The sequence below is a fragment of the Candidatus Eremiobacteraceae bacterium genome, from assembly GCA_036511855.1.
Taxonomy (GTDB): domain Bacteria; phylum Vulcanimicrobiota; class Vulcanimicrobiia; order Eremiobacterales; family Eremiobacteraceae; genus JABCYQ01.
In genome coordinates, this window is sequence record DATCBN010000069.1 from 1 (window position 1) to 12667 (window position 12667).

The 12667-nt window shown below is 61.3% G+C and carries 14 protein-coding genes; 10 read left to right on the forward strand and 4 right to left on the reverse strand.

Annotation, left to right across the window (positions count from 1 at the left end; genetic code table 11):
* From VII69_09195 to mqnC, 3 genes are all read left to right on the forward strand, one after another.
* A partial coding sequence (locus tag VII69_09195) for a CofH family radical SAM protein (protein HEY5095276.1) occupies positions 1–1045 on the forward strand: 1045 nt, incomplete at its 5' end.
* A gap of 4 nt (positions 1046–1049) precedes the next feature.
* The gene (locus VII69_09200) at positions 1050–1886 is read left to right on the forward strand and encodes a menaquinone biosynthesis protein (GenBank protein ID HEY5095277.1); all 837 of its coding nucleotides are present in this window, start codon (positions 1050–1052) and stop codon (positions 1884–1886) included.
* On the forward strand, positions 1879–2964 hold the full coding sequence (gene mqnC, locus VII69_09205; protein ID HEY5095278.1) for a cyclic dehypoxanthinyl futalosine synthase: 1086 nt from the start codon (positions 1879–1881) through the stop codon (positions 2962–2964). The genes VII69_09200 and mqnC overlap by 8 nt, the downstream gene beginning before the upstream one ends.
* 210 nt (positions 2965–3174) lie before the next feature.
* Here the strand turns inward: mqnC and VII69_09210 are convergent, their stop codons facing one another.
* The 4 genes from VII69_09210 to mnmA form a co-directional block, all read right to left on the reverse strand.
* Positions 3175–4092 carry a type II CAAX endopeptidase family protein gene (locus VII69_09210; GenBank protein HEY5095279.1) on the reverse strand — a complete coding sequence of 306 codons (918 nt, stop codon included), beginning with the start codon at positions 4090–4092 and terminating at the stop codon, positions 3175–3177.
* A gap of 82 nt (positions 4093–4174) precedes the next feature.
* On the reverse strand, positions 4175–4765 hold the full coding sequence (locus tag VII69_09215) for a hypothetical protein (GenBank protein ID HEY5095280.1): 591 nt from the start codon (positions 4763–4765) through the stop codon (positions 4175–4177).
* 14 nt (positions 4766–4779) lie between these two features.
* On the reverse strand, positions 4780–5382 hold the full coding sequence (locus tag VII69_09220; protein HEY5095281.1) for a hypothetical protein: 603 nt from the start codon (positions 5380–5382) through the stop codon (positions 4780–4782).
* Between the two features lie 68 nt (positions 5383–5450).
* Positions 5451–6509 carry a tRNA 2-thiouridine(34) synthase MnmA gene (gene mnmA, locus VII69_09225; GenBank protein ID HEY5095282.1) on the reverse strand — a complete coding sequence of 353 codons (1059 nt, stop codon included), beginning with the start codon at positions 6507–6509 and terminating at the stop codon, positions 5451–5453.
* 193 nt (positions 6510–6702) lie between these two features.
* Between mnmA and VII69_09230 the strand changes: the two genes are divergently transcribed.
* From VII69_09230 to VII69_09260, 7 genes are all read left to right on the forward strand, one after another.
* Complete coding sequence (locus tag VII69_09230; protein HEY5095283.1) at positions 6703–7476, forward strand: helix-turn-helix domain-containing protein; 774 nt, start codon at positions 6703–6705, stop codon at positions 7474–7476.
* A 7-nt stretch (positions 7477–7483) separates the two neighbouring features.
* Complete coding sequence (locus VII69_09235) at positions 7484–7972, forward strand: YajQ family cyclic di-GMP-binding protein (protein ID HEY5095284.1); 489 nt, start codon at positions 7484–7486, stop codon at positions 7970–7972.
* Positions 7972–9378 (forward strand): 30S ribosomal protein S12 methylthiotransferase RimO, encoded by a 1407-nt coding sequence (gene rimO, locus VII69_09240; protein ID HEY5095285.1) that lies wholly within the window; start codon positions 7972–7974, stop codon positions 9376–9378. The genes VII69_09235 and rimO overlap by 1 nt, the downstream gene beginning before the upstream one ends.
* On the forward strand, positions 9362–10720 hold the full coding sequence (locus tag VII69_09245) for an LCP family protein (GenBank protein ID HEY5095286.1): 1359 nt from the start codon (positions 9362–9364) through the stop codon (positions 10718–10720). The genes rimO and VII69_09245 overlap by 17 nt, the downstream gene beginning before the upstream one ends.
* Positions 10695–11537 carry a polysaccharide deacetylase family protein gene (locus tag VII69_09250; GenBank protein HEY5095287.1) on the forward strand — a complete coding sequence of 281 codons (843 nt, stop codon included), beginning with the start codon at positions 10695–10697 and terminating at the stop codon, positions 11535–11537. Before VII69_09245 ends, VII69_09250 begins: the two co-directional genes overlap by 26 nt.
* Before the next feature lie 298 nt (positions 11538–11835).
* Positions 11836–12396, forward strand: a complete 561-nt coding sequence (raiA, locus tag VII69_09255) for a ribosome-associated translation inhibitor RaiA (protein HEY5095288.1) — start codon at positions 11836–11838, stop codon at positions 12394–12396.
* Positions 12397–12478: 82 nt separating this feature from the next.
* Positions 12479–12667 (forward strand): hypothetical protein (locus VII69_09260; protein HEY5095289.1); only part of this gene is annotated, 189 nt, incomplete at its 3' end.

The following is a 12667-nucleotide window of genomic DNA, read 5'->3' on the forward strand; positions in this document are numbered from 1 at the left end:
CGCCGGCGAGCCGCTCAGCCACGAAGACGGCGTCTTCCTTTATGAGGAAGCGCCCTTTCACGCGCTCGGTCAGCTCGCGCACGAAGTGCGCACGAACAAGAACGGCGACCGCGCATACTACGTGTTCAAACGCTATCTGAACACCACCAACGTCTGCTACGCGGCCTGCAAGTTCTGCTCGTTTGCCGCGCACGAAAAGGAAGCGCGCGCGGTCCGGATGTCCATTCAGGAGATCCTCGACAAGGCTTGCGCCGAACCCGTCGATTACGACGAGCTCCATATCGTCGGCGGCCACGACCCAAAGCAGACGAGTCTTGATTTCTGGCTGCCGATGATCGAAGAGATGCACCGGCGCATTCCGCACGTGCAACTCGCGCTGTTCACCGCCGCCGAAATCGACTACATGTGCAAGCGCGCGCGCTGCACGTACGAAGGCGGCCTCACGCGCCTGCGCGACGCCGGCCTCACATCGCTCAATGGCGGCGGGGCAGAGATCCTTGTGAAGCGCGTGCGCGATCTCGTCTGTCCGCACAAGGCGAACACGGAGGAGTGGCTCGAGGTGCATCGCGTCGCGCATCGATTGGGGATCAGGACCAATTGCACGATGCTGTACGGCCACGTCGAGACCATTGCCGAACGCGTGGAGCACCTCGTGCTGCTTCGGCGATTGCAGGCCGAGACCGGCGGCTTCAAATGCTTCGTGCCGCTCCCGTTCCACCCCGAAGAGAACGATCTGGAAGAATACGGTTGGACGGGCGGCATCGACGACTTGCGGACGATCGCCGTGTCAAGGCTCATGCTCGACAATATCGATCACATCAAGGCGTATTGGATCTCGTACGGCATCAAGGTCGCGCAGCTCGGACTGCACTTCGGCGCCGACGACATCGATGGGACCGTGCACAACGAGCAACAGATCTATCGCGACGCCGGCAGCAAGACCGATCAGAGCACGCCGGCTCAAGAGCTCAAACGCGCCATCGAAGAGGCCGGTTTTGTGCCGACCCGGCGCAATCTGCTCTACAAAGTGATGGAACCCGCGTGACGCCGTGATCCGCTGCGGCCGCATCAGCTATACAAACGATTTGCCCGTCTACGCGGCCTTTGATGCCGGTGCGGTCGCGTTTCCCGGCAGCTTGACGTCGGGCGTTCCGACCGATCTCAACCGGCTGCTGCTCGCCGGAACGCTTTCCTGCGGACCGGTCTCGTCGTTTTTCTACGCGCAGCACGCAAGCGAATTTTTGCTTCTGCCAGGGATCTGCATCGGCTCGCGCCGCGAAGTGCGCAGCATATATTGCGTTTCGGCCAAGCCCCCATCGTCGCTTGCCGGCGTGCCCATCGCGGTCACACGCGAATCGGCCACGGGCCGAGCATTGTTCGCGACGATATGCGCGAAGTACTACGGATTCGCGCCGGAGTATGCCGAATCCGACGATCCGTTCTCAGCATACGCCGCCGATGGTTCGCCGTGTATCTTGATCGGCGATAAAGCCATCGACGCGTACCTCGCCGCGCCACGTGCGAATACCTACGATATAGGCGAATTGTGGACCGATCTCAGCGGTCACGAAATGGTCTACGCGGTGTGGGCCGCACGTCGCGACGTTGTCACGCGCGAGCGTGACGCCGTGGACGCGGCGCGTCGCGCGCTGACGCTCGCGCTCGACTGGGGCGAGCGCAATATCGGCGATGTCGTCCGCCGGGCGCAAACACAGATAGCACGGCCGGCCGGTTTCTACGACGCGTATTACGCCGCGCTCAATTTCCACTTCGACCTCTCCGCGCAGACGGGGCTCTCGGCGTTCTTCGACGCCGCCACCGCATCCGGGCTGCTAGCCTCAGCTCCGACGCTGGATTTTGTCCAAGAGGTGCCGACACGTGTCTGATGTAGCTGCCTTGCTCGAGCGGGCTGCCGTCGGCGGCCGGCTCTCCTACGATGAGGGCTTGCAACTCTATCGCGAGGCGAATCTGCACGAGCTTGGCGCGGCCGCCCATTCCCGGCGCACGCAGATGTTCCCCGGCGACGAAGTCACCTACGTGATCGACACGACGATCAACTATACGAACATCTGCAACGTGCATTGCTCTTTTTGCGCGTTTTTCAGGCCGGAAGGCCACGCAGAAGGCTACACGATGACGCACGAGCACGTTCTCGAGCGCGTCAAGTTCGCGGCCGATCAAGGCGCGACGCAGATCATGATCCAGGGCGGCGTCAATCCGGATTTGGCCATCGACTACTACGTCGACTTATTTCACAAAGTGCGCGAGCACTTTCCCGACGTCGACATCCACTCTCTTTCCACAAGCGAGATATGCGGCATCGCGAAGCGCGAGAGCATGAGCGTGGAAGACGTGCTGCGGACGTTGCGAGCCGCCGGTCTGAAATCGTTGCCGGGCGCGGGCGCGGAGATCCTCGTGGAGCGCGTGCGCAAACGCATCTCGGCGCGAAAGATCGACGACGACCGCTGGCTCGACGTCATGCGCGTGGCGCAAGGACTCGGGATGCCGACCACGGCCACCATGATGTTCGGCTCGATCGAGACCGATGCCGAACGCATCCGCCATCTCGACGTTTTGCGCGAACTGCAAGACGAAACGCACGGCTTTACGGCGTTCATCCCCTGGTACTACGTGCCGTTCAAGACGCCGCTCAAAGGCAAAGAAGCCACCGGACTTGAGTATCTGCGGGTTCTTGCTATCAGCAGGCTCTACTTGGATAACATCCCGCACTTGCAGTCGTCGTGGCTCACGCCCGGTCTCAAGCTCGGCCAACTCGGATTGATGTTCGGCTGCGACGACATGGGCGGCACTATTCTTGAAGAAAAAGTGGTCACGCTCGCGGGCAGCACGAATTCCGCGAATCGCGCTGAACTGGAGAAGAACATCCGCCAGGCCGGCTACCGGCCGGTGGTACGCGACACCTACTTCAACCGCCGCGACTACCCGCTCGCCACCGCCGGCTAGCGCTGTAGGAGCGTGAGCTACCCGTAGTAGGGTGAGCACCGCTCACCCAATTGGGCAAGCGATGCTTGCCCTAGTACGAGCGTAGAAAAAGACGGGGCAAGCGATGCTTGCCCTAGTACGAGCGTAGAAAAAGACGGGGCAAGCGATGCTTGCCCTAGTACGAGCGTAGAAAAAGACGAGACAAGCGATGCTTGCCCTAGTACGGGTTCCCTAGGGCGCGACAGTCGATGTGTTTTCGACACGCAATCGTAACCGCGGCGCCTCCCAACCACCCCTGCGCCGAATCGATACCAGCATCATCACGGACGCTGCGATGCATATCCCCACCATCAATATCGAGCCTTCGGGCCCAAAACTACCGCCTGTGATCAACTGCGGACCCGTCAGTGTCGTGCTGAGCAAGCTATGTGGGTCGCGCATTCCCGAATTGAGCGCGCCGAAAATGTATCCTTCCGTAAAATTCCAGCCCATGTGAATACCGACGGCGAACCAAATGTTACGAGTCAGGATATAGGCCAACGCGAGCAGCACTCCCATGTCCATTGCCAGCGCGGCGATACTGAACGCAGAAGCGCCAGGATTGCCCGCATGCGCCAAGCCAAACACGATCGCCGATACGACGATCGCTGTCGTCGTGCCGCTCATTTCCTCCAGCAGCCGAAACAACACCGCGCGAAACAACAACTCCTCACCCATCGCTGTGACCATGGGCGCGATCATCTCACTCGCGAGACCGGTGACGCCCGTTCCTTTAGAAACCTGTGCCAACCCCAAGCTCCACAAGATCAAAAAGAACAAAGCCATCATGGCCGCGCCCGCCAACGCGCCCGGCAAGAATGTAAATCCCCGGCGCAAATCGATCTCGCGGGCCGGCCGCTGCTCCAAAAGCTTCACCAGCCAGGCATACAGCGCGAACGCCGCGATGGGCAGCAGCACATTTTTCAAGATCACCCATGAGTGCCACGGCGAGGGCGCAGGGGGGACCAAAAGTCGAGTTAGGATGGTAGCGATGACGACCACCGCCAAGATCCCCAGCGCATAGCAGAGAAGGCGCAAGGGCACCCAGCTGGATAAGCGCCGAAGCAGCCCTCGCTCCTCGAAGTGTAAACTCGAACCCTGTGCGGTCATGCTCACGCCCCTCTTATGATGCTTACGATACGACAAAAAAATGGGCAAGCGATGCTTGCCCTCCTACAGAACGAAAATAATATTAGCGGGCGACGATGCGGAAGAAGTCGATCAGCGCGTCGACGGGCGGGGGTAGCGGCAGCGTCTTTGTGATCGCTGTGAAAAAGCTGTCTTCAACTGCCTGCGGGGCGAACGTGGCAAAACGTTTCACGAATTCGCGCACGTTGAGTTCGGTGGAGTAGGTGGAGAGCGGTCCGAGCGCTTTTCTGAAGTTGAACGACGCCGCCATGATATACCAGAGCGGGTCGATGCCGTCGATGCGCATGCCGAAGACGAACACCAAGTCTTCGTTGGCGACGGTGACGTTATTCTTGTTGACTTTCGGCGTGAGCGGTATGCCGAGCGCGGCCGTGGAGATGAACGCAACCGACGCGTGGGCTTGACTGATCGACTTGTATTGGGTGAGCGATTCGTGGCGGATGCGCGCACCGTACAGCGACCGGATGCGTTCCACAGGCACGATCTGCTCGGCCTCGACGCCGTCGAGCGTCACTTGGATCCGGCGCTGCGCATCGTCGAACGTCAACGTCTTCACGCGGGCGTTCGGCGGCAGCAGTAAGCCGAAGGCGGGTTCTTCTGAGACTTGCTGGGCTTGGTCCGTTTGATCGGTCACAACCCTAGCCTCCTCTACTTAGTCCACGACTCGCTGACGAAGTTGACAACGCGCTGGTCCGGGAACTCGCCACGCAGCTTCGATTTCACCATCTGCTGCAGCAAGTCCATACCAGCCTTGTTCGCCAGATTCACCGCCACGATCTGATAGGGAGCGAGAGGGTCGTTGGCGTTGGTAGCCGCGAATTCTACCATTATGTTATCGGTCGTATCGTACCAATCGCGCGTACGGGTTTCGCCCTGCGTGACGATCACGTCGTAGGAATCGGTATGGCCCGACAGGTGGCCTTTGTGGGCTTTCAGCGCCACCTGGAACTGGTCGTCCATGACGCCCGGAGCGGCGCCAAACGGCCCCTGATATGCCGGGTCTTTGATAATCGTGACCAAAATCACCCGGTCGCCGCTCAAAACGACCTGTCCAAACGGGTATGCCATCACCTCGGCGCGGATCGCGTCGAGGTTGAACGGCTGCACGGAAACCGGCTTGCCGGCGATCTCCTCGACGCGGTCGCGAGTCACCCCGGGTACCAACGTGTGAGAGTACCCTCCGGTCGACGGCGCCTTGTTCGAGCAGCCCACCCAGCATATCGCACATGCGGCGATGGCCGATAGGGTCACAATGCGGTGCATTTTCAAGAGAACATTCGCGCTTGGCTAGTCAATCGCGCCCTCCTTGGTCGGCACGTTCACGCGATGATGCCGGATGCGAGCACTTCGACGTCGGCGTCGTCGTACATCACTAGTGATTGTCCGGGCGAGACCATGGGAACCGGTTCATCGAGCTGCACGCGCAGACCACCCGCGCTCGTGAGTTCGGCCGTGGCGGAAATCGCTTTGCTCCTGTAACGGCAAACCGCGCGGCCGCGTGCGCTGCCTCCGGCAAAACGTTCCGGCCGGATCACGTTTGCATCCGAACAGTCCACAACGGTCTTCGCCAGATCTTCGCGCCGCCCGACGACGACCGCGTTGGCCGCGCGGTCGGTGCGCACGACAAACCACGGTCCGTCGCCATTGCCGGAAACCGTCAGACCCTTGCGCTGGCCAACGGTGTAGTTGACAAGACCGTCGTGGCGGCCGACCTCTCGGCCGTCGAGCGAGAGCATGGGTCCGCTCGCGGCGCTCTCGGGAAATCGCGTCGCGATAAAACTGCGATAGTCGCCATCGACGAAACAGAGATCCATTGAGTCGGGCTTCTCGGCGACGTCGAGCCCGTAGGTGCGCGCAAGGCCGCGCGTTTCTTCTTTCGTCCGTTCGCCAAGCGGCAACGTGAGCGAGCGCAACTGATCGGCGCGAAGGCCGGCCAGCATGTATGACTGGTCCTTGCTCGCATCGACGGCACGGTAGAGATGGGGACCGTCTGACTCTTGCCGCACGCGCGCGTAGTGTCCGGTCACTATCGACTCGGCGCCGAGCGCGCGCGCGAAATCGAGTAGCGCGCCGAACTTCACAAGATTGTTGCAAGCGACGCACGGATTCGGCGTGCGCCCCGCGAGGTACTCGGCGCAGAAATAGTCGACCACCGCGCTTTGGAACGCGCTTTCGAAATTGAGCACGTAGTGCGGAATGCCGATGGTGGACGCAGCCCGCCGGGCGTCGTCGAACGCGGTCGGCCCGCAACACTGGCGCGACTTTTCGCTCAGATGACCGTCACCTGAACTCCACAACCGCATGGTGACGCCTACCGCGTCGACCCCCGAGCGCACGGCGGCCGCAGTGGCAACGGCGCTGTCGACGCCGCCACTCATAGCAGCCAAGGTGCGGCCTGTTCGCACGAATTCCGGCCGGATTTCCGGCATGGTTTGCATGATCTATCGCTGTACCGAAGCGTCCCAGTGGAGGACAATATTGGACCTCCTTTAATTCTCCAAGTCTGCATAACGTCCATTCACCAAACGGCCGCGCCCTTCAAACGTCTCTTAAAACACTGCGAGATCGTCAATGCCAGGCATCGGCCTTCAACTGACCGCCGCGCGCGAGGCGCGCGGGATGACGCCCAACGACGTCGCCAAGCGGTTGAAAATCCGGGCGATATTCGTCGACGCGCTCGAGCGCGAGGATTGGAGCGCGGTCGGCGAGCCCGTGTACGCGCGCGGGTTCTTGAAGAACTACGCGAAGCTGCTCGGGCTGGATTCCGACGTCGCCGCGGCAGAGGTCGATGTGGCGCATCCGGAACACGCACTGCTGCCCGACGTGCCGGCGATCGTGCACGACGAGTCGTCGGACGGATATCCGCCATCGCGACGCGCCGACACGAACTGGCTGGTCATCGCGACGGGAGTTGTGGCTGCGGTGATGTTGGTCGCAGTCGTCTGGAATTTTTTTGGAATGCCCGGCGGCGGCCCGGCAGTTGGAACCGCCGCTCTGAGTTCGCCGGCTCCGTCACCTTCGGCGCCCGCGCTGATCGAAGGAAGCGCCAGCGCGGCCGCTGCTCCGGTGCAGACCACCGGAGTCGATCTGCGATTGGAGACGACACAGGCGTGCTGGCTCTCGGTGACCGTGGACGGCAAGCGCGTCGTCTACTCCACGCTTCCAAAAGGTGCAGTGCGCGAATTCCACGCCGAACGCGAGATCAATCTTCGGGCGGGCAACGCAGGCGGTCTTGTCGCGACCATCGACGGTAAGCCGCTCGGAACTCTAGGCCAAGTCGGCCAAGTGCAGGACCGGGTGTTCGCGGTCGCGTCGCCTGCGCCGTCGCGCACCGCCATTCCATGAGAGATGCATGAGCGAATATTCCTTCGATATAGTGTCCAAAGTCGAGAAACAGGCTCTGGAAGACGCCGTCAATCAAGCGGCGCGAGAGATCGCGACGCGTTTTGATTTCAAGAATTCGAAGTCGTCCATCGAGCTCAAGGATATGACGATCACGATCGTCGCCGACGACGAGATGAAACTGAAAAACGTCGTCGACATCATGCAAGGCAAATGCGTCAAACGCGGGATATCGCTCAAAGCGCTGGAATACGGCAAAGCCGAGCCGGCCTCGCAGGGCACGTTGCGCCAAGTCGTCACCTGCAAGGAAGGCATCGCGACCGATCGTGCCAAGAAGCTGACCGAAGCCATCAAAAACGAGAAGCTCAAAGTCACCACGAAAATCCAGGACGAGCAATTGCGGGTGGTGGGCAAGTCAAAGGACGACTTGCAGAAAGTCATCGAGCTCGTGCGAAGCATGGATCTCGACTTCCCCGTGCAGTTCGTGAACTACCGCTAGTGCCGCGCACGGCCGAACGGCGGGTTTTTCTGGCTAGTCTCGGCTGCGCCAAGAATCTGGTCGACAGCGAAGTGATGCTCGGTTCGCTCGCGGTGGGCGGCTGGGCTCTTACGAGCGACGCGGACGACGCGGATGCGATCATCGTCAACACGTGCACGTTCATCGATCCGGCGAAAGTAGAATCCATCGACGCCATCATGCGATATGCCTCGGCGAAAAAGCCAGGTCAAACGCTCGTGGTGGCCGGCTGCATGGCGCAGCGCTCCGGCAACGAACTGCGCGACCTCATGCCGGAGATCGATGCCGTCGTCGGCACCGGCGCATATCCAAAAATCCTCGACGTCATCGAAGAAGCTCGAACCGGCGCCAGGCCCGTGCACTTGGAGGACCGCGACGCGTACGTCGAGCGGCTCGGCTTCTTGCCGCGGGTGGTCACGACGCCTCGCTCCACCGCCTATCTCAAAATTTCCGAAGGCTGCAACCACACTTGCGCATTTTGCATCATCCCGACGCTTCGAGGCCTGGGTAAAAGCCGCACGGTCGCGTCGCTCGTCGCAGAAGCGCGTGCGCTCGTCGCGGGCGGCGCGCGCGAGCTTGTGATCGTCTCGCAAGACACGTCCGACTACGGGCGCGACATCGGCATGAAAGACGGCCTCGTACGATTGATCGAAGCGCTGGAAGACATCGCCGACCTCAAGTGGGTGCGCTTGCTGTACCTCTATCCCACATCGGTCACCGACGCGATGATCGCAGCGATGCGCGCTTCGACCAAGATCCTTCCTTACGTCGACATGCCGCTGCAGCATGCGCATCCCGACGTCTTGCGCGCCATGCGGCGGCCGCCTCAACCGGAGCGCTATTTGGATCTGTTCGGCAAACTGCGAGCCGCGCTTCCCGACGCCACCATCCGCAGCACGTTCATCGTCGGCTTTCCGGGGGAGACCGAGGAACATGTCGACTACTTGATTTCGTTCATCGAACGGGCCCGGCTGGATCGCGTCGGCTTTTTCACCTACTCGCGAGAAGAGGGGACGGCGGCATATGCCTTGCCCGATCAGATTCCGCACAAGATAAAGCAAGCGCGGGCGTCGCGCTGCCGCGACGTGCAGCGGCGCATCACAAACCGCAACGATGCCGCCCGCATCGGCGAGATGGTGGATGTGCTGGTCGAAGGAACGCGCGCGCTTCCCGTGGGTTCGCCGGTGCGCTCGGCGCTCGGCGAACGGACGGTCGCGTTCGGCCGGTCTCGGCGCGAAGCGCCGCAAGTGGACGGCGTCGTGTATCTCGCCGGCAGGCACAGCGTCGGGGACTTCGTTCAAGCTCGCGTCGAAGGTCATACCGATTTCGACCGCTATGCGCGCCCCGTCGCCGTCGCACAGGGAGAGGCGCTTGCCGGAATCGTTTGACCAAAATCCGTCCGGCGCACAGCCCGATCCGGCGCTGCTCAACCCGGCAGATTCCATCGAGGCCAACGTAGCCGACCCTCCGGATTCACCCTTAGAGCAGGGCGTCGCTCCGGATCAAGACCGGCCGGAGATGCCCGGACGCAAGCGAACGGTCGTGCTGTCGGTCCTTCTCGTGCTCTTGGTGCTCATCGGCGCGAGCTTTGCGGGCATCGTGCAGACAAAGGGCGGCTGGGACAGATTGCTGCAGGGCACGCCGCTTGCTCCGAATCTCACGGAAGTGTTCGGCAAGCAAAAGCTCCGTGTGCTCGTGATGGGTGTCGACGACAGCTGGACCGACAACGACGAGGTCTATACGTCGCAGTCGCGGTCGGACACGAACGTCGCGGTCAATATCGACCTCGCCACGAAGAACATCGGCGTGCTTTCGATTCCACGCGATGTTTGGGTCGAGATCCCGAAAGTCGGTCATGCCAAATTGAACGAGGCCATCGCCGACGGCGGACCCGAACGAACCGAAGCCACGCTCGTCCAAAATTTCGGCATGCCCGCGTTCGACTATTATCTCGTCTTGAAGATCGACGCGACGAAGAACATCGTGGACGCCATCGGGGGCATCGATGTCGACGTCGAGAAATCCATGGATTACGACGACAACTGGGGCCATCTGCACATCCATCTGAAAAAGGGCTATCAGCATCTCAATGGAGAGCAGACGGTCGGCTATATCCGGTTCCGGCACGATCCCGAAGGCGACTTCGGCCGCATGCGCAGGCAGCGACAGGTCATGCAGATCCTCGTCGGCCGTTTGAAAGACCCGATGATCGCCACGCGCGTGCCCGCACTGCTGTCGATCGTGCAGAAGAACGTGCGCACGAATATGCCCCCCGACAAGATGCTTTCGCTTGCGTTCGCGCTGCGCGACCTCACGCCGCAGATGGTCCACACCGCCGAAGTGCCGACAGACATCGGATTCACCGATGGCCAATCGGTGCTCTACTACCAGCCGCAAGCCGGCGCCCAAATCATCCATAAATATCTTGTGGTGGGTTTTACCGGCGCCTTCGACCCGTCGACCGTCCGTCTGAAGGTGGAAAACGGCTCGGGCAAGCCGGGCGCCGCCACGGCGATGGCCGACTACCTCCGCCAAAAGGGCTTCACCGTCATCGAGACGCGAAATGCGAAGAACTTCGGCGCAGCCAAGACCTCTATCACCGGTCCTAACGGAACGATCGTCTCGCTGGTCGCAAAGCAGATGCCCGTCACGAACGTGCATACGGCGATCGGACCCGTAGAGGGAGGCGACATCGTCATCGTCGTTGGCAAAGACTATCGCATTCAATAGAGCATGGCGTTGGGCGGTCGCGCTGGCGTTGCTTGCTGCGTTCGTCGTCTTCACACGCCGCTGGGTGCATCACGCCCAGCTCGAGCTCGTGCCGGTGATCGTGCCGGAAACTGCTGACGCAAACGACGTGCTTTCGCCGCCTGCAAATCTCGTGATGGCGCGCATGGCGCAGGATATACGAGATATGGCCAGTCCGCCCGTGCGTCCGCGCCTTGCCGTGCTGACGTTCGACGATGGACCGTATCCCGTGACCACGCCCGCCCTCATCGCTCAACTGCAGGCGCTGCGCGTGCCGGCCGACTTTTTTCTCATCGGCAACGACGCGACGCGTCAACCGGCGATCTCGGCGGCCGTCGCCGACGCAGGCATTACCATCGGCAATCACACGCTGTCGCATCCCGAGATGACGTCGCTGTCGGCGAAAGCGCAATCGGATGAGATCGTGCAAGGCGCGGCCGCCATCCGAGCGGCGACCGGCACGTCGCCGGTGTATTTTCGTCCACCGCATGGAAATTATGACGCGGACACCATTCGCGCGGTGCGAGCAGCGGGTGAGACGTTGACGTTGTGGGATATAGACCCCGGCGACTGGCGCACGATGACCCCGGATCAGATCGTCGCGAACGTGACCGATCATGCGAAGGCGCCCGCGCTCATCCTCTTGCACAACGGCAAGCAGCCGACGATCGAGGCACTGCCCGAGATCGTCAAGGCCTACCGGGATGCGGGCTTCACTTTCGTGACGTTGGCCGACTTGCAACGCCGGCTGTCTTTGAGTGAGATCAACACGCCGGTCGACGTGAAGGTAGGTCTGTAGGAGGGCAAGTCGTACTAGGGCAAGTCGTACTAGGGCAAGCATCGCTTGCCCAAAAAAAATTGGGCAAGCGATGCTTGCCCTAATACCGAAGCTATTTCCATGCCACGCCAGATAATAAAGACGCGATCGCAAACGCCTTACGTCGCCGCGCGCATTGTGATCGTCATCATCATACTTGCGCTTTGCTCGGCGTTCGCTTGGTACGAGACGCATCACGTCACCCACGCCGGTTTCTCAGGGCAGGAACCCATTTTCGCGAGCATGAACTTGTCAGACCCTTCTCCAGCAGGTCGCGTTAATGCAAATATTCGTCAAAGGCAAGAACCTCCACGTCACAGATGCTTTGCGTGAGTATGCCGAAGAAAAGATCGGACATCTCGAGCACTACATCGATCAGGGCATCCTCGACGCGCACGTGACCATGCGCACCGAGCGCAACGATCAGATCGTCGATGTCATGCTCAATCTGCGGCACTTCTTCATCAAGGCAGAAGAGCGGTCGACCACGATGTACGCCTCGATCGACCTCGTGCGTGACCGGCTCGAGCAGCAGATCCGAAAATACAAAACGCGCCGTCGCGAACATCATCACCGGCAGAACGGCAAAGCGCTCTCGGCGAGCGAAGTTCCCCTGCTAGACGACACCGAGGGCGAATCGTTCGCCGATGTTGGCGAGGCGCCGCGCATCGTCCGCACCAAGCAGTTCGCCGTGAAGCCGATGGATGCGCTAGAAGCAGTCCATCAAATGGAACTCCTCGACCACGATTTTTTCGTTTTCGTCAACGCCGAGACCGAGCAAGTCAACGTGCTTTACAAGCGCAAGAGCGGCGATCTGGGGCTCATCGAGCCCACACGGTAAACCGGGTCCGGCCGCAGTTTGCGGCGGCATCTCGCCCTCAAACGGGGCTTTTGCCGCGCGCCGTCGAAAAGAAGACGTCCCTATGATAGCCACGCTCTTGCTCGCCGCGGCGCTCCTCGCGCCTGGCGCCGCCCCACGGCCGGCCTACCACCCTGCGACAGCCGTCGCGCGGGTCATGGCCGTATGTTCGGCGTTCACCGCAGCAGGACACGTGCCGCGACGATCGGCACGGATCGACCGTCACCCAAAGGCCGCGGTTGCCGTCTGGCTC